Source organism: Noviherbaspirillum agri (genome assembly GCF_054780595.1).
In genome coordinates, this window is record NZ_BAAGWA010000002.1 from 32,314 (window position 1) to 52,145 (window position 19,832).

General features: G+C 59.5%; 20 protein-coding genes. 13 read left to right on the forward strand and 7 right to left on the reverse strand.

Annotated elements, in window-relative coordinates:
• Window positions 1-120: 120 nt before the first annotated feature.
• Window positions 121-618 carry a CinA family protein gene (locus ACYVIA_RS02805; protein WP_460837696.1) on the forward strand — a complete coding sequence of 166 codons (498 nt, stop codon included), beginning with the start codon at window positions 121-123 and terminating at the stop codon, window positions 616-618.
• Between the two features lie 28 nt (window positions 619-646).
• Here ACYVIA_RS02805 and pyrF read toward each other — a convergent pair whose 3' ends face one another.
• Entirely contained in the window at window positions 647-1,471 is an 825-nt protein-coding gene (pyrF, locus tag ACYVIA_RS02810; RefSeq protein ID WP_460837699.1) for an orotidine-5'-phosphate decarboxylase, read from the reverse strand.
• A gap of 58 nt (window positions 1,472-1,529) precedes the next feature.
• On the opposite strand from pyrF, the gene ACYVIA_RS02815 reads away from it, so the two are divergent.
• Genes ACYVIA_RS02815 through ACYVIA_RS02830 form a run of 4 tightly spaced genes read left to right on the forward strand, consistent with a single transcriptional unit; the run spans window position 1,530 to window position 4,390 of the window.
• Window positions 1,530-2,420, forward strand: coding sequence for a DMT family transporter (locus ACYVIA_RS02815; RefSeq protein WP_460837700.1), 891 nt, complete (start codon window positions 1,530-1,532; stop codon window positions 2,418-2,420).
• A 42-nt stretch (window positions 2,421-2,462) separates the two neighbouring features.
• Complete coding sequence (locus tag ACYVIA_RS02820) at window positions 2,463-3,056, forward strand: LemA family protein (RefSeq protein WP_460837702.1); 594 nt, start codon at window positions 2,463-2,465, stop codon at window positions 3,054-3,056.
• A 15-nt stretch (window positions 3,057-3,071) separates the two neighbouring features.
• Window positions 3,072-3,890, forward strand: coding sequence for a TPM domain-containing protein (locus tag ACYVIA_RS02825; protein WP_460837705.1), 819 nt, complete (start codon window positions 3,072-3,074; stop codon window positions 3,888-3,890).
• Entirely contained in the window at window positions 3,890-4,390 is a 501-nt protein-coding gene (locus ACYVIA_RS02830) for a TPM domain-containing protein (RefSeq protein ID WP_460837707.1), read from the forward strand. The genes ACYVIA_RS02825 and ACYVIA_RS02830 overlap by 1 nt, the downstream gene beginning before the upstream one ends.
• A gap of 79 nt (window positions 4,391-4,469) precedes the next feature.
• Here the strand turns inward: ACYVIA_RS02830 and ACYVIA_RS02835 are convergent, their stop codons facing one another.
• The 3 genes from ACYVIA_RS02835 to dacB form a co-directional block, all read right to left on the reverse strand.
• Window positions 4,470-5,564 carry a M48 family metallopeptidase gene (locus tag ACYVIA_RS02835; protein ID WP_460837711.1) on the reverse strand — a complete coding sequence of 365 codons (1,095 nt, stop codon included), beginning with the start codon at window positions 5,562-5,564 and terminating at the stop codon, window positions 4,470-4,472.
• On the reverse strand, window positions 5,561-6,799 hold the full coding sequence (locus ACYVIA_RS02840) for a YjgN family protein (protein ID WP_460837712.1): 1,239 nt from the start codon (window positions 6,797-6,799) through the stop codon (window positions 5,561-5,563). The genes ACYVIA_RS02835 and ACYVIA_RS02840 overlap by 4 nt, the downstream gene beginning before the upstream one ends.
• Window positions 6,800-6,936: 137 nt before the next feature.
• Window positions 6,937-8,316 carry a D-alanyl-D-alanine carboxypeptidase/D-alanyl-D-alanine endopeptidase gene (gene dacB, locus ACYVIA_RS02845; RefSeq protein WP_460837715.1) on the reverse strand — a complete coding sequence of 460 codons (1,380 nt, stop codon included), beginning with the start codon at window positions 8,314-8,316 and terminating at the stop codon, window positions 6,937-6,939.
• 94 nt (window positions 8,317-8,410) lie between these two features.
• On the opposite strand from dacB, the gene ACYVIA_RS02850 reads away from it, so the two are divergent.
• From ACYVIA_RS02850 to groL, 4 genes are all read left to right on the forward strand, one after another.
• Complete coding sequence (locus tag ACYVIA_RS02850) at window positions 8,411-8,881, forward strand: MarR family winged helix-turn-helix transcriptional regulator (protein ID WP_460837716.1); 471 nt, start codon at window positions 8,411-8,413, stop codon at window positions 8,879-8,881.
• 106 nt (window positions 8,882-8,987) lie between these two features.
• Window positions 8,988-9,407 carry an organic hydroperoxide resistance protein gene (locus ACYVIA_RS02855; RefSeq protein ID WP_460837718.1) on the forward strand — a complete coding sequence of 140 codons (420 nt, stop codon included), beginning with the start codon at window positions 8,988-8,990 and terminating at the stop codon, window positions 9,405-9,407.
• Window positions 9,408-9,674: 267 nt separating this feature from the next.
• On the forward strand, window positions 9,675-9,965 hold the full coding sequence (gene groES / locus ACYVIA_RS02860; protein ID WP_040041505.1) for a co-chaperone GroES: 291 nt from the start codon (window positions 9,675-9,677) through the stop codon (window positions 9,963-9,965).
• A 33-nt stretch (window positions 9,966-9,998) separates the two neighbouring features.
• Window positions 9,999-11,651, forward strand: a complete 1,653-nt coding sequence (groL, locus tag ACYVIA_RS02865; protein WP_460837719.1) for a chaperonin GroEL — start codon at window positions 9,999-10,001, stop codon at window positions 11,649-11,651.
• A 143-nt stretch (window positions 11,652-11,794) separates the two neighbouring features.
• On the opposite strand, the gene ACYVIA_RS02870 is transcribed toward groL, so the two are convergent.
• The 3 genes from ACYVIA_RS02870 to ACYVIA_RS02880 form a co-directional block, all read right to left on the reverse strand.
• Window positions 11,795-12,577 (reverse strand): enoyl-CoA hydratase, encoded by a 783-nt coding sequence (locus ACYVIA_RS02870; protein WP_460837721.1) that lies wholly within the window; start codon window positions 12,575-12,577, stop codon window positions 11,795-11,797.
• On the reverse strand, window positions 12,567-13,487 hold the full coding sequence (ylqF, locus tag ACYVIA_RS02875) for a ribosome biogenesis GTPase YlqF (protein ID WP_460837723.1): 921 nt from the start codon (window positions 13,485-13,487) through the stop codon (window positions 12,567-12,569). Before ylqF ends, ACYVIA_RS02870 begins: the two co-directional genes overlap by 11 nt.
• A 94-nt stretch (window positions 13,488-13,581) precedes the next feature.
• The gene (locus ACYVIA_RS02880) at window positions 13,582-14,523 is read right to left on the reverse strand and encodes a histone deacetylase family protein (RefSeq protein WP_460837725.1); all 942 of its coding nucleotides are present in this window, start codon (window positions 14,521-14,523) and stop codon (window positions 13,582-13,584) included.
• Window positions 14,524-14,741: 218 nt separating this feature from the next.
• Here ACYVIA_RS02880 and ACYVIA_RS02885 point away from each other — a divergent pair, with 218 nt between their 5' ends.
• The 4 genes from ACYVIA_RS02885 to mltB are packed head-to-tail and all read left to right on the forward strand — an operon-like array spanning window position 14,742 to window position 19,816.
• The gene (locus ACYVIA_RS02885; protein ID WP_460837727.1) at window positions 14,742-15,662 is read left to right on the forward strand and encodes an AAA family ATPase; all 921 of its coding nucleotides are present in this window, start codon (window positions 14,742-14,744) and stop codon (window positions 15,660-15,662) included.
• Window positions 15,663-15,666: 4 nt separating this feature from the next.
• Window positions 15,667-16,662, forward strand: a complete 996-nt coding sequence (locus tag ACYVIA_RS02890) for a DUF58 domain-containing protein (protein ID WP_460837729.1) — start codon at window positions 15,667-15,669, stop codon at window positions 16,660-16,662.
• Entirely contained in the window at window positions 16,659-18,704 is a 2,046-nt protein-coding gene (locus ACYVIA_RS02895) for a transglutaminase TgpA family protein (protein ID WP_460837730.1), read from the forward strand. The genes ACYVIA_RS02890 and ACYVIA_RS02895 overlap by 4 nt, the downstream gene beginning before the upstream one ends.
• Window positions 18,695-19,816, forward strand: coding sequence for a lytic murein transglycosylase B (gene mltB / locus ACYVIA_RS02900; RefSeq protein WP_460837732.1), 1,122 nt, complete (start codon window positions 18,695-18,697; stop codon window positions 19,814-19,816). Before ACYVIA_RS02895 ends, mltB begins: the two co-directional genes overlap by 10 nt.
• The last annotated feature ends 16 nt before the right edge of the window (window positions 19,817-19,832 follow it).

Consider the following 19,832-nt stretch of genomic DNA (forward strand, 5'->3'; position numbering starts at 1 on the left):
TGCCAATAGTCTGTTGAGAAAAGTCATAAAACAATGTACGCCTGCTTCCGGGCGACCGGGCGACCATGCGCAATCACGCAGCCCATACACAGTATGTCAGCCAGCAAGGAGAATCGTCGCATGAACAACATCATCGATCTCGCAACACGCGTCGGACACGCGCTCCAGCAACAGGGACTGCTGCTGACCACTGCAGAATCCTGCACCGGCGGTGGCGTTGCTCAAGCGATCACTGAAATTGCGGGCTCTTCTGGCTGGTTCGATTGCGGCTTCGTTACCTATTCCAATGCCGCCAAGACCGCAATGCTGGATGTGCCGGCAGCGGCGATCGCCCAATTCGGCGCGGTCAGTGAAGAGGTCGCCGGCGCAATGGCGGAGGGCGCACTTGCCAACAGCAACGCCCATGTCAGCCTCTCAACGACCGGCATCGCCGGCCCCGGCGGCGCCGTTCCCGGGAAACCGGTAGGCACCGTCTGTTTTGCCTGGTCCATGGACAAGCATGCACATCCGCATACCTTGACCGAACGGCTGGTATTTTCAGGCGATCGTCATGCGGTACGCCAGCAGGCGGTCGCCCATGCCTTGCAAGGCTTGCTGCGCTTCCTCGATCAGAAATAGCCGTTTTCCAACGGCGTACCTGCGTGTTTTAACGGAAACGGTTTATCGCGTCTCGCGTTTCCATGGCCACACGACGTGCTGCCTGCGTGAAGTCTTCACCCGCCTGCGCGTCCGGCTTCGCATACAGGATTGCGCGCGACGAGTTGATCATCATGCCGGTTCCGTTCCCGGTTTTCCCGGCCAGCACCGTTGCGCGCACATCACCACCCTGCGCACCTACGCCGGGCACCAGCAAGGGCATCTCGCCCACTATGCGTCTTACCTGGGCCAGTTCATCCGGGAAGGTCGCGCCGACCACCAGGCCGCACTGACCATTGGTGTTCCACTTGTCAGCGACCAGTTGCGCGACATGTTGATAGACGGGCTTGCCGTCCGCGTTCAGGAACTGCAAATCGGAGCCGCCGGGATTGGACGTGCGGCAAAGGATGATCACGCCACGGTCCTTCCATTCGAGATAAGGCGCAACCGAATCGAAGCCCATGTACGGATTCACGGTGACCGCATCGGCGCCATAGCGCTCGAATGCTTCGCGCGCATATTGCTCGGCGGTTGCGCCGATGTCGCCGCGCTTGGCATCGAGCACGATGGGAATCTTCGGATAATTGGCGCGCAGGTACTCGCAAATCGCTTCGAGCTGGTCTTCCGCGCGCAATGCCGCAAAGTAGGCAATCTGCGGCTTGAATGCGCAGGCCGTTGCCGCAGTGGCGTCGATGATGGCCTTGCAGAACGCATAGATCGCATCCGGCTGACTCTGCAGATGGGCGGGGAACTTCGCGATATCGGGGTCGAGGCCGACGCATAGCAAGGAGTTGTTTGCCGTCCAGGCGGCGGTAAGTTTCTCGATGAAAGTCATGGCTGAGCCCCAATGTTCGAACAGTGCGCATTGTAACGTGCCATGCTATCGTTTCGGCATGACTTCTCTTTCCCGCAAGGACTGGATCCTGCTTGTCCTGCTGACGCTATGCTGGGGCATCAACTGGCCGATCATGAAAATGGGCGTGCGCGATTTTCCACCGATTACCTTCCGCACACTCGGCATGCTAGGCGGTATTCCGGTACTGTGGATCGCGGCACGCGCGCAAGGTGCATCGCTTGCCCTACCACGAGGCAGCGTACGGAGCATCATGGCGCTCGCCGTTCCGAATATGCTGGTCTGGAACATCTTCATGATTCTCGGCGTAAAGATGCTGTCCTCCGGCCGCGCCGCCATTCTCGGTTACACCATGCCGGTCTGGGCCGTCCTGGCGGGCATGGTGTTTTATGGAGAACGTCCGGCACGCTCCGCATGGTTCGGCCTTGCATTTGCGTTGGGAGGCGCCCTCCTGCTGCTGTCCAGCGAGTTTGCGTCCTTGGCCGGCAATCCCTTCGGCACGCTTTTCATCCTGATCGCCGCCGCCAGCTGGGGCTACGGCACCGTGGCAATGAAACGCTCCGCGCTCGACATGCCGACCATCTCCCTCACCTTCTGGATGCTGCTATTGACCACGCTCGTCATGCTGGCGGTTGCCGCCATCGTTGAAGGCCATGCGTGGCACTTGCCCGATGCAGCCGCCCTGAGTGCAATCGCCTACAACGCACTCGTCATCTTCGGCTTTGCCCACGTGGTATGGTTCAAGCTGGCGCGCACGCTGCCGCCGGTTGCTTCCAGCCTGTCGGTCATGATGATCCCGGTGCTTGGGGTTTTCTCCGGCGCATGGTTGCTAGGCGAAACGCCCCACTGGCAGGATTACGCTGCAATGGGCCTGATCCTGGCGGCAATGAGTACGGTGCTATTGAAACCGCGCCTGCGGGACCTCAAATAACGACGCGTCATTTCCAACAACGCATTCAATAAAGGAAATTCGATGAAGACATGGATGAAATGGCTAGCGATTGCTGCCTTTACTTCGATGCTGAGCGCTTGCGGCTACAACGAATTCCAGGACAAGGACGAGAACGTGAAGGCCGCGTGGGGTGAAGTCGTGAACCAGTACCAGCGCCGCGCCGACCTGATCCCTAACCTGGTCAATACAGTCAAAGGTTATGCTTCCCATGAAAAGGAAACCTTGGAGGCTGTGACGCGCGCACGTGCCGCTGCGACCAGTTTCCAGATCACGCCGGAAGTGCTGAACAACCCGGAAGCCTTCAACAAGTTCCAGCAGGTGCAGGGAGAACTGTCGAGCGCCCTGTCGCGCTTGATGGCCGTTTCAGAAAACTATCCGCAACTGAAGGCGGACACGAGCTTCCGCGACCTGCAGTCGCAACTGGAAGGCACGGAGAACCGCATTACCGTCGCCCGCCAGCGCTACATCCAGGCGGTACGGGAGTACAACGTGCTGGCGCGCAGCTTCCCGACCAACCTGACGGCGATGATGTTCGACTACGAGGTCAAGCCGTCGTTTACCGTCGAAAATGAAAAGGCGATCTCCAATGCGCCTGCGGTCAATTTCGGCAAGTAAGCCTGGAACGCAGCCATGACGACTCTCCGATGGCTAGCCGGCTTCATGCTGGCCTTGCTGGTGGCAACTGCAGGTGCGCAGGAGTTCGTTCCTGTTCCGCCGTTGCAGAAGCGGGTCACGGACAAGGCCGGCATGCTGACCGAGAATCAGGAAGCGACGCTGGAAAATGTGCTAAAGGACTATGAAGAACGTACCGGCAGCCAGATCGCGATCCTTCTGGTCAGCAAGACGGAACCGGAAGCCATCGAGCAGTACAGTATCCGCGTGTTCGATACCTGGAAACTCGGACGCAAGGGCGTGGATGACGGCGTGCTGCTGATCGTCGCAAAAAACAATCCGCCGTCTCTGCGTCGCATGCGCATCGAAGCCGGGCGCGGCGTGCAAGGTTCGCTGACCGACGCACAGTCCAAGCGCATCCTGCAGGACGTCATTGCACCGCATTTCCGCCAGAACGATTTTTACGGCGGCCTGGCTGCCGGCGTCTCCGCCATCACCAGCCTGCTGGACAAGGAACAATTTCCCGCCCCTCCCGGCGCGAAACAAGCGCAAACGGCACAGGTTGATGAGGAGTCGGATGGCATCTCCTTCGGCCTGTTTGTCTTTTTCGTGATCCTGTTCCTGCTGATGTCACGCATGCGCTCCCGCCAGTATGCGCGTCACCGCCATAGCTGGGGCCGCTCGACACCCGGCATCATCCTTGGCGGCGGATTCGGGCATGGCAGCCATGGTGGCTTTGGCGGCGGAGGTTTTGGAGGGGGAGGATTCGGCGGCGGTGGCGGATTCGGTGGTGGCGGTGGCAGCGCCGATGGTGGTGGCGCCTCGGGGAATTGGTAATGAACACATTCGCTCGCCTGTTCAGGCATTTGCGCACCACGACGGCCTCCGGTCGGCGTGCTTTTCCGGAATCGACGCTGAAGGCGATCGAGGAAGCCATCACGCACGGCGAAACAACGCATCGTGCCGAGGTCCGCATCGTGGTCGAGCCGTCCCTGCCGATGCAGGCAGTTCTGAACGGCATGTCGCCGCGCGAACGTGCCCGCGAACTGTTCGCGCAATACCATGTGTGGGATACGGAAGAAAACTGCGGCGTGCTGGTCTATATCAACCTCGCCGACCATCAGGTGGAAATCGTGGCCGACCGTGGCGTCGGCCGTGTTGTCGGCGTCGACGAATGGGAAGCGATCTGCCGCACGATGACCAAGGGATTTGCACACGGCGAATACCACCGCAGCGTCATCGCCGCACTGGAAGCGTTGAATGCATTGCTGCAGAAGCACTACCCCGACGACGGCTCGATGCATAACCAGCTTTCCAACAAGCCGGTCATGCTGTAGGACCTGTAGTACGCCCCCGACCCTGAATACGCCCCGTCCTGACCGCGCGCCCCGCATGCGAAAGCGCTAGCAGGCCTTGCTACTTGCCGGCGTCGCCGGCACGCAAACGCGCAATGCGCTCCTCGTCGCTTGGATGTGAACTGAGGTATTCCATCGAGCGCTTGCGGCGCGTCTTGCCGTTCGATGGCTTTTCCTGCGGCGCCATGTCCTCATCATCCTCATCGTCCCGGGATGCCGAATCCCGGCCCTCATCCGTATGGTCGTGGTCGTGCATTGCCCCCATCTTCTCGAACAGGTCGGCCATCGGCGACAGTGGCAGCTTGTTCATCTGCATCATGTCGATGGCGTACCGGTCCGCCTCGCGCTCGAAGTCGCGCGAGTACTTCTGGTCCAGCAGGAAGGTGGGCGCGGCAGCCAGCACGCTCGACACGTCGCCGACGAGGAGGTTGATCACCACCCCGACACCGAGCGCCTGCAGCATGCGGCGCAACGAGTGCCGCCGCTGGACATGCCCGAGTTCATGGCTGAGCACGCCGAGGACTGCATGGTCGTTACGCGCGAGCGTCACCAGCTCGTCCGTCATGATGATCACGCCGTTAGGCAATGCAAAGGCATTCGGCCCCATCTTGCTTGCACGAAACTCAAGACGGTAAGCAGTCTTTTCGCCGCGCGGATGCTGCATTTGAGCGAACAGTTGACGCAGGCGGGCCTGTTCCTCGGCACCAAGCCGGGAAGGCTTGAAATAGCCATCATCGATCAGCTGCAACTGCTCGTCGCCGATCCGCTTCTCAAGTGATGCCGGCAGCCGCTGCGCGATGCTGTCGGCTGCCCACGGCAATCCCCACTGATACCCGGAGATCAGCAGCATCACCAGCGAAACTAACGCCAAGAGCGACATCGGCCAGTTGTTCTGCCAGCGGACGACACGCGGCTCTCGATAACCGTTCTTGCGCAGCAGCCTTTCAATTCCCGAATCGGTGACATGCAGCGCACCGCCGTCCGGGAGGTGCAGGATCCGCGGAGCCGTATCGAGCCGCTCGGAGATATTCAGTTTCGACAACCTGATGCTCCGGCGGATGCCTTCACCGCTGATGGCGACGATACGCTTGTGGATCAACACAGTGACTTCGTGCCGCCGCGCCGTCTGCCCGTCAAAGTAGATCGCTGAAATCATAGGGCGATGTCGATATCAAACAAGTCACCGGCCTCCTGCCCCACTGCACCGGCAGTGTCCACATTGTTGTCCGCAAAAAATTCCTCGAGGTCTCCATCGGGTACCAGCATCATACTTTCGACGCGGTACTTGGCCAGCCGCACTGCGGCGAAGGGCTTGTACAGGCCGAAGGTCAAGGTAATCAGTATCAGGTTCGTTGCGTGGATCCACAGCAGCGAGCGAGCGCTGGCATTGCTCTCGAATTTATGCATGCCCAGCTCGGTGTGGTTCCACACCAGGTTCTGGATACGGCTTTCCAGAAACGGACGCACGAAGAGGTAGAACGCATACGCGCTCAGCAGGCCATACAGCAGCGCAAACAGCCAGCCGAACACCGTATCGAGCAAGTAGGCATAGATGTCTGCGGTGAGAAAACCGAAAATGCCCGCAGGGATCGAGCCGAGAAAGAAGAATGCGACCGCCTTGCCGTAAACGTCGAAGAACTGGGACGCACGTGCGTGGAAGAAGAACGGCGTGTGGCCGAAATCGGCATGCTCGTGCTGGTAGCGCTTCAGGAAATAATGTGCGAGTGGCACAGTGGCGGCGAGTGCCACCAGGGGGAGCAGCGTGGCCAGGAGAATTACGCCGACACCGGGGCTGCGTGAATACGACGCAATCAGCGTCCAGACGAAGAATCCGATGATGGCCAGCACGACTGGAAACAGAATCAGCATGCGGTACGCTTCACCCACCGTGCCGCGAAAATGGAAACGCAGCCCGCGATAGCTGGAATTGGCCATCTTGAAGCGGAAGGAACGTGCCAGCAGCCAGGGCGTGATGCCCGCCAGGACCAGCGCAACGAAGACAGCGGCGAGCGCCGAGACGTCGAACGAGACCTTGTATGCAGCGACCAGGACGAAGGCAAGGATGCGCCCTTTCAGGATCGCCTTCGGCTCTCCGTGGTAGTCGAACACTGCGCCCGCTACCCTGGTATTGCGATAGAAGTACTGGAGCCGCCGTACCTTGGCCCAGGCAGAGTAGATACCGAGCGTAAGAATTGTCAGGAGGAGGTTAACCACCCAGATCCGAAAATATTCGGCGCCGGTTCCGGTGAAGGCAAATTGCTGTGGTTCGGTGAGGTCCTGCGTCGTCGGCGCAGCTTGGACACTACGATTCTCAATGTGGCGCGGCGGTATGGTATCCAGAAGGCGGAGCGGCTGCGCGCCAGTCATGCCGTCGATAATGGCCTCGGCCATCTCCAGTCTCCCTGTTCTTTGTTATGTTGCCGCGCAAACCCATGAACCGGCTCAACGTCAATTGCCCGCAAGAATATCATTACTTGCCAGCTGGCATGCGGTACCTGAAAGTACCTGCACTGCTCCATTGTCAGTTCTTATCCGTTCTCATAGATCCACTGCAGCAAGATATCCTGCGCCTCCTGTCCGTGTAGTGCATTGGGATGGTTGATCATGAAGACGACCACATAACGCTTGCCCGATGCGGCGAGGACATAACCCGCAATATTCCTCACTTCGTTGAGCAGACCCGTCTTGATATGGGCGCGCCCGGCAACTGCCTGGCTCACGAGGCGTTGGCGCATCGTCCCGTCATACCCGGCCAATGGCAATGACGCAATGAACTCCGGCATGGTTGGCGCAAGGAATGCGGCATCCAGCATTCGTCCCAAGGTCAACGGTGAAAACCGTTCGATCCGCGAAAGTCCGGAACCATTCTCAATGCTGAGTTCCGGGGCATCGATGCCTTTTCCGCTCATCCAGGTCCGCACCACCGCTGCGCCGCGCTCGGTGTTGGCGGGAAGCTGCAGCATCGTATTGGCCAGCGTCAGCAGCAGTTGGCGCGCCATGACATTGTTGCTGTACTTGTTGATGTCCCGGATGATTTCCGCGAGGGGTGCCGACTGCCATTCAGCGACCAGGCGGGCCGATGCCGGCACCACGCCGGTTCGCAACTCGCCTTTCAGGACGCCGCCAAGGTCGGCCCATATCCGGCGGAAGGCAAGGTGAAAATACTCGGCGTGGGACATCTGGTAAGGATGGACATGCCAGAACCGCTCCCCGCAAGAAATCGGAAACACGCCATCAAAGCGGGCATCCATGCCATTGATGGCGGGCGCGAGGCTTGTACGCCAATCGCCGCAATCGCCATTTGCCAGCCTCGGCGGGTACACAGGGTAGGCAGCCAGCGGCGGATCGACCGAGACAGCGACCGCAGATTGCGCCGCGTCCGGCACAAAACGGAAAGTGAGTGCCTTGTAGTTCAGTAACAGGGCATCAGGTCCTACGTTATAGGGCTTGAGCGGATCATTGTCGAACAAGGCCGGGTCGTACGGTACATCTTCAAATGCACTGCGGTCCAGGACCAGGTTCCCGCTGATCTCGCGTATCCCCTGCGCGCGGATGCGGCGCAGGAAGAGCCAGAAATTCTCCAGAACCAGCTTCGGGTCGCCGCTGCCTTTGATGTAGAGGTCGCCCTGGAGCACGTCACCTACGAGCGGCCCTTCGGCATAGGCCTGGGTTTTCCATGCGAACGTGGGTCCGAGCAGCTCCAGTGCCGCATTGCTCGTCACCAGTTTCATAGTCGACGCCGGATTGAACGCTACGTTCTCATTCGCTGCCACGAGCACCGAGTCGCTGCCAGCCTGCCTCACCCAGACTCCGACGGCGGCCTGCGGTATCTCGGCCCGCTGCAACGCATCGGCAACCGGGATTGGCAGTTGTTTCGCTGTCGCACAACCGGCAAGCACAATTGCCATGCCGACCGCGCAGAGCATCTTCAGGATTCGCATAGGATGGGAAAATACGGCGTACACAATATAGAATCATTATCCCACGCCATCGTCGCCCATTATGTCCACCTGCCCCGCCCCGACCGACGCCACGGATTTTGACCCGCTGGCGCTGGATAACCAGTTCTGCTTTGCGCTGTACTCGGCGTCCCTGGCGATGACGAAGGCATACAAACCCTTTCTCGACACGCTCGGACTGACTTATCCGCAATACCTTGTCATGCTGGTCCTGTGGCAACAGGACGATGTGCTGGTCAAGAGCATCGGCGAGAAGCTATTCCTTGATTCCGGCACGCTGACACCCCTGCTTAAGCGGCTTGAAGCGTCGGGGCTGGTGGCACGAACCAGGGACGAAGCGGATGAGCGGCAGGTGAGGATTACCCTGACCAAGGAAGGGCGGGCCCTCAGGGAAAAGGCCCAATCGATTCCGCGCCAAGTCCTGTGCGCCAGCGGCCAGCCGCACGAAGCGCTCGAGCATCTCCGCACCCAGCTCGCCGCCATTCGCGACGACCTCATCAAGAGGATTCCCTAATCTGCCTCACTACGATTTCCAGCAAGAAGCACGGCGCGGGTTTAAATTACGCACAATTTAATTGTGTGCTACATTAATTCTTCCTCAACCAACAAAGGAATATGCGATGCAGATCCTGTACAAAGCCCAGGCCACCGCCACCGGCGGCCGTGACGGTCGCGCCGTGTCCAGCGACAACAAGCTTGACGCCAAGCTGAGCATGCCCAAGGAGCTCGGCGGCCCTGGCGGAGATGGAACGAACCCGGAACAGCTGTTTGCTGCCGGTTATTCCGCCTGTTTCCTGTCCGCCCTGAAGTTTGTCGCGATGCACGCCAAAGTGGCATTGCCGCCTGAGACAGCCGTGACTGCAGAAATCGGCATTGGCCCGAATGGCCAAGGCGGCTTCGGCTTGGCCGCCGACCTGCGCGTCTCCCTACCGGGAGTGGAGCGCGAAGCTGCCCAGGCATTGGTCAACAAGGCGCACGAAGTTTGCCCCTACTCCAATGCGACGCGCGGCAATATCGCGGTTGAGGTCGCATTAATGTGAAGTTTGAAGTTCCTCCTATTTTCCCCAGCCCCCGGAACCAACCGGGGGTTTTTCATATCTGACTGTATTAAAGCCAATAACAATAATGCACGCCTGCGCCTTGAAAAATGAAAAGGCCGCCCATATACTTAGCACTCGTTAGGGGAGAGTGCTAACAACTCCTCCTGGCTTCAATACATTCCCAGTGCGGCAGTGATGCACCGTGAAGACCGCTTTGCAGCATTTCTGCCGCAAATAAACATAACTTATTGATTTTAAGGAGTTTGTATGAACCTTCGTCCATTGCACGATCGCGTCATCGTCAAGCGCCTCGACCAGGAAACCAAGACTGCGTCTGGCATCGTTCTCCCGGAAGCCGCTGCTGAAAAGCCGGATCAGGGCAAGGTCCTCGCCGTCGGTAACGGCAAGATCCTCGAAGACGGCAAGGTCCGTGCGCTCGACGTCAAGGTCGGCGATGTTGTCCTGTTTGGCAAGTACTCCGGCCAGACCGTGAAAGTCGAAGGCGAAGAAGTGCTCGTGATGCGCGAAGAAGACATCATGGCAATCGTCCAGAAGTAATACGAATATCCATTACATATTAGGAGCTACAACATGGCAGCTAAAGAAGTTGTATTTGGCGATTCCGCTCGTCACAAGATGGTAGAAGGCGTCAACATTCTTGCCAACGCCGTTAAAGTCACCCTCGGCCCGAAAGGCCGCAATGTCGTGCTCGAGCGCTCCTTCGGTGCCCCGACCGTTACCAAGGACGGTGTTTCGGTTGCCAAGGAAATCGAACTGAAAGACAAGCTCATGAACATGGGCGCACAGATGGTCAAGGAAGTCGCTTCCAAGACCTCCGACAACGCCGGCGACGGCACCACCACTGCAACCGTGCTGGCTCAAGCGATCGTTCGTGAAGGCATGAAGTACGTTGCTGCCGGCATGAACCCGATGGATCTGAAGCGCGGCATCGACAAGGCTGTCACCGCAACGGTCGAAGAACTGCGCAAGATCGCCAAGCCCTGCACCACCTCCAAGGAAATCGCTCAAGTTGGCGCGATCTCCGCAAACTCCGACGCTTCCATCGGCGACCGCATCGCTGAAGCAATGGAAAAAGTCGGCAAGGAAGGCGTGATCACCGTTGAAGACGGCAAGTCCCTGAACGACGAGCTCGACATCGTTGAAGGCATGCAGTTCGACCGCGGCTACCTGTCCCCGTACTTCATCAACAACCCGGAAAAGCAAGTTGCCGTTCTGGAGAACCCGTTTGTCCTGCTGTTCGACAAGAAGATCTCCAACATCCGTGACCTGCTGCCGGTTCTGGAGCAAGTTGCCAAGGCTGGCCGTCCGCTGTTGATCATCGCTGAAGACATCGAAGGCGAAGCACTGGCAACCCTCGTGGTGAACAACATCCGCGGCATCCTGAAGACCTGCGCCGTCAAGGCTCCGGGCTTCGGCGACCGTCGCAAGGCCATGCTGGAAGACATCGCTATCCTGACCGGTGGCCAGGTGATTGCTGAAGAAGTCGGCCTGACTCTCGAAAAAGCAACCCTGAACGACCTCGGCCAAGCCAAGCGCGTCGAAATCGGCAAGGAAAACACCACCCTCATCGACGGTGCTGGCCAAGCTAACGCGATCGAAGCACGCGTCAAGCAAATCCGCGTCCAGATCGAAGAAGCGACCTCCGACTACGACCGCGAAAAGCTGCAAGAGCGCGTTGCCAAGCTGGCAGGCGGCGTTGCAGTGATCAAGGTTGGTGCTGCGACCGAAGTCGAAATGAAAGAGAAGAAGGCACGTGTCGAAGATGCACTGCACGCAACCCGCGCAGCCGTGGAAGAAGGCATCGTTCCTGGCGGTGGCGTTGCCCTGTTGCGCGCCCGCGCCAACGTGCTGAACCTGAAAGGCGACAACGCCGACCAGGAAGCAGGCATCAAGATCGTCCTGCGCGCAATGGAAGAGCCGCTGCGCATGATCGTGACCAACGCCGGCGAAGAAGCATCCGTCGTCGTGAACAAGGTCATCGAAGGCAAGGGCAACTTCGGCTACAACGCTGCTAACGGCACCTATGGCGACATGGTCGAAATGGGCGTGCTGGATCCGGCCAAGGTCACCCGTTCGGCACTGCAAAACGCAGCGTCGATCGCTGGCCTGATGCTGACCACCGACTGCACCGTGACCGAGCTGGTAGAAGAGAAGCCGGCTGCTGGTGGCATGGGCGGCATGGGTGGTATGGGCGGCATGGGTGGCATGGAAGGCATGATGTAATTCATGTCGGCCAGTGAGAGGGCGGATGCCCTTTCACGCCCCTCGCTTCATCGAGCACCTCAAAAACGCTCAAAGAGAAAACCCGCCACATGGCGGGTTTTCTCTTTTACATTCCGTGAACAAAACAAGTCGAACAGAACGACTTACTTTCTCCAGCTGGGCTCGCGCTTTTCGATGAATGCCTGCACACCTTCCAGCGCCGCCTCATCCATCATGTTGCATGCCATGGTCTGCCCCGCCAGCTGGTAAGCAGCACCGATGCCGAGTTCGATCTGCTTGTAGAACAGCTGCTTGCCCATCGCTACCGCAACGGCCGGCTTGGCCAGAATGCTTGCGGCCAGCTTGCCCACCTCGTCGTCGAGCTGTTCTGCAGGCACGACACGGTTGACCAATCCCCGTTCCTTTGCCGTCACTGCGTCGATGAATTCGCCGGTCAGCAGCATCTCCATCGCCTGCTTGCGCGAGACGTTGCGAGAAAGCCCGACGGATGGCGTCGAACAGAACAGTCCGTAATTGATCCCCGACACGGCAAACTTCGCTTCGTTCACCGCTACCGCGAGGTCGCACATCGACACCAATTGGCATCCTGCAGCAGTTGCTATCCCCTGTACCCGCGCGATCACCGGCTGCGGCAACTGCTGGATCGTCAGCATCAGTTTGCTGCACTGGTTGAACAGCCTCTTGTAATACTCGTCAGATGGCTGGGCGCGCATCTGCTTCAGGTCATGCCCTGCACAAAATGCCTTTCCCGTCGCGGCCAGCACGACCACGCGCACGCTTGAATCGTCTTTCAGCGCATCGAGCTCTGCCTGCAGCGCGGTCATCATTTCTTCGGACAGCGGATTGAATTTCTCGCCCCGGTTGAGCGTCAGCGTGGCGGCGCCGTTGTTGCAGGACTTCAGGACGTAAGGTGCTTCAGTTGTCATCGTCAGTCTCCTCCTCTAAATCCTTTGGCAGCCCCAGCGATTCAGGCGCCTGATATGTCGCCAGTAGCGTCTTGCGACTTTCCGGCGTCTCCAGGCTGATACGCCCGAGCGCGCCGCTGCGGTAGTCCAGCAGCAGCGTATGCGCGGCTTTTTCGAAATCCAGGTCGCCTCCCTTCAGGCGGAAGGCGCGGCGTTTGGCGATGCCTTCAATGACGCTCACCCCATCAATTCCTTCGGTCGGAAAGCCGTACCGTGCAGTGATCAGCTGCGGATAGCGCAACAGCAACTGGTCAGCGAGGAAAGTCGCGACCTCCTCCTCGATCACGGCATTGACGCCAACGGCATGGCTCGCGGCGAGCATCAGGCCATCGGTCGGATGCTCGATCTTCGGCCATAGCATGCCGGGCGTGTCGACCAGCACCATATTGTTGCCGAGGTAGAGACGCTGCTGCGTCTTGGTCACCGCCGGCTCATCGCCGACCGCGGCCACCCGCTTCTTGAGCAAGGCATTCATCAAGGTCGATTTGCCGACGTTGGGTATGCCCATGATCATCATGCGCAATGGCTTGAGCGCCGTTCCGCGGTGCGGCGCCAGTTTCATCGCGAATCCCGGCACCTTGGCGACATCCGCCGGTTTCTTGCAGCTCAGCGCAACCGCGCTCACGCCCTTCTGGCTGTTGTAGAACTCCAGCCAGGCCTTCGTTGCGACAGGATCGGCCAAGTCGGCCTTGTTGAGGATTTTCAGGCAGGGGCGCTGACGCTGCTTGCGCAGCTCTTCGATCATCGGATTGCAGCTGGCCTGCGGCAGGCGAGCATCGAGCACCTCGATGACCAGATCGGTCTTTTCCATGGATTCCGCCGCCTTCTTGCGGGCGGCGTTCATGTGACCGGGGAACCATTGAATGGACATGCGAGACTTTATCTGTAGAGGCAAGCCGCTATTTTAACCGGTGGCCACCCGACGCCATGCCTCGTGGGCGGGGCAAAGCGAACTTCACTGACGCTCAGTCAAGTTCGGCCAGCGCCTTTACATGCGCAACGACACTGCGTGCGAGCGCTGACAGGTTGTAGCCGCCTTCGAGGCAACTAACGATGCGTCCCTGCGCATATTGCGTGGCGATGCCCATGATCTGCTGGGTCATCCACGCGTAATCCGCCTCAATCAGGCCGAGTTGACCGATATCGTCTTCGCGATGGGCATCGAAGCCGGCGGAAATAAAGATCATCTCCGGCTGGTGTGCATGCAGCGCCGGCAGCCATTGGTCGCTGACCAGCTTGCGCACCGCATCGCCCTTCGTATGAGCCGGCACCGGCACATTCACCATGTTGGGGACGGATTCGAGCACCTCTGTGTACGGATAGAACGGATGTTGGAAGAAGCTGGCCATCAGCACCCGCGGCTCGTTCAGGAAGGCTTCTTCCGTGCCGTTGCCGTGATGAACGTCGAAATCGACGATCGCGACGCGTTTCAAGCCATGGACTTCAAGAGCACGCCTAGCGGCGATCGCAACATTGCCGAAGAGGCAAAATCCCATCGATTCGCCCGGACGCGCATGGTGCCCGGGTGGGCGAATCGCGCAGAAGGCATTGGTCACTTCACCGGCAATAACCGCATCCGTGGCGGCCACCGCCGCACCTGCTGCCCGTAACGCGGCTTTCCAGCTGAACGGATTCAGCATGGTGTCGCCGTCCAGTGGATAGTAGGCGATGCCATTCCTCTCCAGCGCCTCCACGTTATCGCGAACCCGGTCGATGGTGGCGGGCGTGTGCACGCGTGCGATATCCGCAACATCGGCTTCCGGCGCCTCCCGGTATTCGAGAAAATCGGCAATGCGGCTGGCAAGCAACTGGTCTTCAATGGCTTGCAGCCGCGCAGGAGACTCCGGATGCCAGCCTCCCATTTCGTGGCGTTTACAGTCGGGGTGGGAGTAGATGGCGGTAGTCATGTGGGGCAAAGCCGGTGCGACGTCGTGTTCTCGAATAGAATCTAAGCCGCATTCGTTCTCGACGGAGCCCGTGTGGAAGGAATGGCAGCGCAGTGGGTTTTGGTAGTGTAACGAAGAAAATGAGGTATTACATTGTCTTCGTCGAAAGCGGAAATTGCGCTCTCTTTGATAATCAAACAACAATCGCCGACCAGCATTGCGTCGGCCAGTGAGGATTCATGTTCGCCAAAGTCCATGCCGTTGCAAAGCAGGTCAGCCAGATTGTCGTCGGCAAAGATCAGCAGATTCGCCAGTCGCTCGTTTGCCTTCTCGCCGGCGGGCACTTGCTGATCGAAGACGTTCCTGGCGTCGGCAAGACGACACTGGCGCATGCGCTGGCCATTTCCTTGGGACTAAAATTTAACCGGTTGCAATTTACGAGCGACCTGCTGCCGGCGGATGTGGTGGGCATCTCCATCTTCGACCGCGAAAAGAACGGCTTCGTCTTTCACCCTGGCCCCGTCTTTACGCAAGTGCTGCTGGCCGACGAAATCAACCGTGCCACGCCGAAGACGCAGTCGGCACTGCTCGAGGCGATGGAAGAACGCCAGGTCACTGCCGATGGCGTCACCCGCGATCTGCCTCAACCGTATTTCGTGATTGCAACCCAGAACCCGACGCACCAGATCGGCACGTTCCAGTTACCCGAATCCCAGCTCGACCGCTTCCTGATGTGCCTGTCGCTCGGCTATCCGGATGCTGCCGCTGAACGCGCCCTGCTAATGGGAGAAGATCGCCGCACCATGCTGAAGTCGCTGCCTACAGCGATGCAGCCGGAAGAGCTCCTTGCCGCTCAGGCAGCGCTCAAGAACATCCATGCTGCACCATCCCTGATTGACTATGTGCAGGCGCTGGCGCAGGCATCCCGTCAATGCGGATTGTTTGCGGAAGGCATGAGCCCGCGTGCCACCATTGCGCTGCTGCAGGCAGCGCGCGCCTGGGCTGCGCTTGAGGGACGAAATCATGTGATTCCGGAAGACGTGCAGGCCGTGCTTGTGCCGGTGGCAGCGCATCGCCTGAGGCCGCTGAAGTCGGCCGGCAGCTCTGCACTTGGCAGCCGCGACCTGGTATTGCAGCTGATGAAGTCCGTCCCGGTCTGATTGCATGCTGAGCGCGCTGGAACACCACCTTCGCAAACGCGCCAGCAAATGGCTGTGGCGCAGGCACGACGCGGAAGCCGGGGAAGTGTATCTTCACCAGCGGCGTGTCTACATCATGCCCACACATCCGGGGCTACTGTTTTGCGTCATGCTGGCCGCGCTATTCATCGGGTCCGTCAACTACAACCTGAGCCTTGGTTTCGCCTTTACCTTCCTGATCGCCGCCTGCGCACTGGTCGACATGATCCTGACGTTCCGCAACCTGGCGCACCTCTACCTGTCAGCCGGGCGCGCAGCCCCGGTTTTCGCCGGAGAAGACGCGCAGTTCGAACTGCATCTGATCAATCGCAGCCGGCATGACCGCTATGCAATCTGGCTCGACTTCGTCGCCGACGACCGGCCGGAACTGGCCCATGCCGTCGATGTTGCCGCGCATGCAAACACCAGCACCGTCCTGTCCACGCCGACACATGAACGCGGATGGCTGCCGGCACCGAGAGTGCGACTGCAAACCCGCTTTCCGCTTGGCCTGCTGCGCGCATGGAGCTACTGGCAGCCAGATGCAAAGACACTGGTCTATCCCCGGCCCGAAGACGATGCACCGCCGCTTCCGATCGCAGGTGTGGAACAGAGCGACGGGCAAGGACTGGCCGGACAGGATGACTTCGCCGGCATTCGCGGTTATCAGGCAGGAGACTCCCTGAAGCGGCTCGCATGGCGCCAGATCGCGCGTATCGATGCCGAGTCCGGCGGCACGTTGGTGACGAAGCACTTCGAAGGCGGCTCGGCAACCGAAATCGCTATCGATTTTTCCCGCTTGCCGTATCAGATGGACACCGAGGCGAAGCTATCCCGCATGACCCGCTGGGTAATGGAAGCAGAAGCCCGCGGCATCGCCTATGCATTCCGCCTTGGCGACGTGATCCTGCCCGCCGCGTTCGGTTCCGCACACAGGGAAGCATGCCTGCGCGCCCTGGCTCTGTATCAGAAGGCAACATGAACGCATCCGGCATATCCGCGGTAATCCGGTCGCTCACGGGTCGCGCATCGCGGCCCATGTCGCGCGACAAGGCTGACACCCTGCTATTGCTGACTGCATGCACGCTGGTGCTCTTCCCGCACATCGGCCATCTGCCTGGCTGGGTCTTCCCGGTCTGCGCCGGCTTGCTACTGTGGCGCGGATGGATCACCTTCCAGGGTAGCCGCATGCCACCGCGCTGGCTGCTGCTGCCGCTCGCGATTTTGGCCATGGCGGGCGTGTATGCAACACACAAGACGCTGTTCGGGCGCGATGCCGGCGTGGCGATGCTGACGCTGCTGCTCGCACTGAAACTGTTGGAAATGCACGCCAAGCGCGATCTCTTTGTCGTGCTGTTTCTGAGCTTCTTTCTTATCCTTGCCAGCTTTTTCTATTCGCAATCGATCGGCAGTGCTGCGATCACGATCGCCGCAGTACTAGTCATCCTGACCACGCAAGTGTCCTTTCAATACACGGGGAAAGTTCCACCGTTGAAGCAGCGATTGCGCGTAGGCGCGATGATCCTGGGATTGGCGGTGCCGCTGACACTGGTGCTGTTCCTGCTGTTCCCGCGCATTCAGGGCCCGTTATGGGGTTTGCCAAGTGACGCGCATGCCGGCCGTACCGGCTTGTCGGACACCATGGCGCCGGGAAATATCTCTCAGCTTGCGCTGTCCGATGACGTTGCGTTTCGCGTCAAGTTCCCCGACTCCGCACCGCCGCAATCAAAGTTGTACTGGCGCGGCGTGGTGCTTGGCAATTTCGATGGCAGGACCTGGACCTCACTGAAGTCGAGCTTCGGAAGAAATCCGCCGCTCGAAGTCAATCTTCGTGGTACACCCGTGCGCTATCAGGTCACGCTGGAACCGCACAGCCGCAACTGGGTGTTTGCCTTGGAAGCCCCGCAGTCATTGCCGCGCCTGGCGGATAATCCGACCGGGATTTCCTCCGACATGCAACTTCTCTCTTCGCAACCGATCAATGCTCGGGTGCGCTATGAGGCGGTGTCGCATCTGGAGTTCGACTTGCAGCCGAATGCACCCAAGCGATATTTGCAGCAATGGCTTGACTTGCCTCCCGGCTTTAATCCGCGCGCGTTAGCGCTTGCGTCCCGTTTGCGCAGTGAGTCAAATAGCAATGCAGAGAGGATCAATGCAGTCTTGCGCATGTTCCGCGAGCAGAATTTCCGCTATACGCTGGAGCCACCTCCACTCGGTCGGCACTCCGTCGACGAATTCCTGTTTGATTCACGCGCGGGCTTTTGTGAACACTATGCCGGCTCGTTCGTGGTACTGATGCGCGCAATGGGCATTCCATCGCGCGTCGTCACCGGATACCAGGGCGGAGAACTCAATACGGCCGACGGATTCTTCACCGTACGCCAATCCGATGCACATGCGTGGACTGAAGTGTGGGTCGAAGGCCGCGGATGGCTGCGTGTCGACCCCACCGCTGCCGTCGCTCCGTCCCGGATCGAACGCAACCTGTCGAGTGTCATTCCGCGGCAGATGCTTGGCGGCCTTGTCACGCTGGATGGCAGTCGCAGCACATGGGCGGCCGCCTGGCTCAAAATGCGTCAGAACTGGGATGCAGTCAACAATGCCTGGAACCAGTGGGTGTTGAACTACACCCCGGAAAAACAGAAGAGCTTCCTCCAATCGCTCGGCTTCGACGATGTCGACTGGCGGACAATGACCGCTGCCATGGTGGCGTTGGGCGCACTCGCGATGGCAGCGGGCGTGTTGCCGCTCATGCTGAGAGAGAGAAGGCGCGATCCGCTGGACGCACTCTACGAATCGTTTTGCCGCAGCCTCGGACGGCATGGCCTGCCCCGTGCGCCGCATGAGGGACCACGCAGCTATGCAGCTCGCCTGACAGCGATTGGCTCGCCGCTCCCAGCGCAACGAAAGGCTGCAGTTGCCCGCTTTCTCGAACGTTATGAAACAGTCCGGTATGGCGGCACCGGAAAAACGCCAACCTCCGCAATCTCCGAACTCAAAACCTTGTTAGCTGAATGCCGATAACTTTTTTCAAGCAAACTGCCGGCCTCGCCGCATTGACCTCCCTGCTTCTCGCCCCGCCCTTGCAGGCCCAACTCGTGGCACCGACCGTGGTACAAACACCAGCAGATGCCGAGGTCAGCAAGGCGTTGGGGGAACCGAGAGACACCGCCGAATTTGCAAACCTCGCGCAATGGCGGGAGGTTACCGAGTTCATCGACCAGATGGTCGAAAAACACGGCTTCAACCGTACGGAGCTGGAAGATGTCTTCCGACAGGTCCGCTATGTGGATCGCGCGATCCAGCTAATCAAGCCAGCGCCGGCGACCAAGCCAAAAAACTGGCAAGCCTATCGTGCACGCTTTGTCGAACCGCTGCGCATCAAGGCCGGCGTTGCATTCTGGGATGCGCATGCCGATACACTGGCCCGTGCAGAAGAGCAGTACGGCGTTCCGGCGGAAATCATCGTCGGCATCATCGGAGTGGAAACAATCTACGGACGCAACACGGGCAGCTTCCGGGTGCTTGACGCGCTTGCCACACTTGGCTTCGACTACCCGCCTGCGCCGAACAGGACGAAGCGCATGGAATTCTTCCGGCGCGAGCTGGAGCAGACCCTGTTGTTTGCCCGCGAATCCCGGCTCAATCCATTTGAACTGCTTGGATCCTATGCGGGCGCGATCGGCCTTCCACAATTCATGCCGGGCAGCATCCGACGCTACGCAGTCGACTTCAATGGCGATGGCAAGGTTGATCTGCGCAACTCGCCCATCGATGCGATTGGCAGCGTTGCCAACTTCCTCGTCGACCATGGATGGCGGCGAGGTGAGCCTATCGTCTTCCCGGCAACAGTAGCCTCAAGTGACAATCCCGCCTCATGGGAGAAATTCATTGGCCAAGGGCTGGAAGCAAAATACTCGCTGGAAGAGCTTTCTGCGGCAGGTGTGTCGCCTGGTGCCGATTCCCCAGCAACACTGTCGTACGGCTTGGTCGACCTGCAAAACGGGACAGAGCCGACCGAGTACTGGCTGGGTACGGCGAACTTCTTCGCCGTCACCAAGTACAACCGCAGCTTTTTCTACGCGATGTCGGTCGTCGATCTTGGGCGCGCCGTGCGGCAAGCTCGAAGCCGCTAACCCACATCCGTCATGT

Excerpts from the sequence above, each read along its gene's own strand:
- ACYVIA_RS02870 (WP_460837721.1), bottom strand. The coding sequence starts at position 12,577 with ATGACAACTGAAGCACCTTACGTCCTGAAGTCCTGCAACAACGGCGCC.
- groES (WP_040041505.1), top strand. The coding sequence starts at position 9,675 with ATGAACCTTCGTCCATTGCACGATCGCGTCATCGTCAAGCGCCTCGAC.
- ACYVIA_RS02840 (WP_460837712.1), bottom strand. The coding sequence starts at position 6,799 with ATGGCCGAGGCCATTATCGACGGCATGACTGGCGCGCAGCCGCTCCGC.
- mltB (WP_460837732.1), top strand. The coding sequence starts at position 18,695 with ATGCCGATAACTTTTTTCAAGCAAACTGCCGGCCTCGCCGCATTGACC.
- ACYVIA_RS02880 (WP_460837725.1), bottom strand. The coding sequence starts at position 14,523 with ATGACTACCGCCATCTACTCCCACCCCGACTGTAAACGCCACGAAATG.
- ACYVIA_RS02885 (WP_460837727.1), top strand. The coding sequence starts at position 14,742 with ATGTTCGCCAAAGTCCATGCCGTTGCAAAGCAGGTCAGCCAGATTGTC.
- ACYVIA_RS02835 (WP_460837711.1), bottom strand. The coding sequence starts at position 5,564 with ATGATTTCAGCGATCTACTTTGACGGGCAGACGGCGCGGCGGCACGAA.
- groL (WP_460837719.1), top strand. The coding sequence starts at position 9,999 with ATGGCAGCTAAAGAAGTTGTATTTGGCGATTCCGCTCGTCACAAGATG.
- ACYVIA_RS02890 (WP_460837729.1), top strand. The coding sequence starts at position 15,667 with ATGCTGAGCGCGCTGGAACACCACCTTCGCAAACGCGCCAGCAAATGG.
- ACYVIA_RS02850 (WP_460837716.1), top strand. The coding sequence starts at position 8,411 with ATGTCCACCTGCCCCGCCCCGACCGACGCCACGGATTTTGACCCGCTG.
- ACYVIA_RS02855 (WP_460837718.1), top strand. The coding sequence starts at position 8,988 with ATGCAGATCCTGTACAAAGCCCAGGCCACCGCCACCGGCGGCCGTGAC.
- pyrF (WP_460837699.1), bottom strand. The coding sequence starts at position 1,471 with ATGACTTTCATCGAGAAACTTACCGCCGCCTGGACGGCAAACAACTCC.
- ACYVIA_RS02825 (WP_460837705.1), top strand. The coding sequence starts at position 3,072 with ATGACGACTCTCCGATGGCTAGCCGGCTTCATGCTGGCCTTGCTGGTG.
- ACYVIA_RS02805 (WP_460837696.1), top strand. The coding sequence starts at position 121 with ATGAACAACATCATCGATCTCGCAACACGCGTCGGACACGCGCTCCAG.
- ACYVIA_RS02895 (WP_460837730.1), top strand. The coding sequence starts at position 16,659 with ATGAACGCATCCGGCATATCCGCGGTAATCCGGTCGCTCACGGGTCGC.
- dacB (WP_460837715.1), bottom strand. The coding sequence starts at position 8,316 with ATGGCAATTGTGCTTGCCGGTTGTGCGACAGCGAAACAACTGCCAATC.
- ACYVIA_RS02830 (WP_460837707.1), top strand. The coding sequence starts at position 3,890 with ATGAACACATTCGCTCGCCTGTTCAGGCATTTGCGCACCACGACGGCC.
- ylqF (WP_460837723.1), bottom strand. The coding sequence starts at position 13,487 with ATGTCCATTCAATGGTTCCCCGGTCACATGAACGCCGCCCGCAAGAAG.
- ACYVIA_RS02815 (WP_460837700.1), top strand. The coding sequence starts at position 1,530 with ATGACTTCTCTTTCCCGCAAGGACTGGATCCTGCTTGTCCTGCTGACG.
- ACYVIA_RS02820 (WP_460837702.1), top strand. The coding sequence starts at position 2,463 with ATGAAGACATGGATGAAATGGCTAGCGATTGCTGCCTTTACTTCGATG.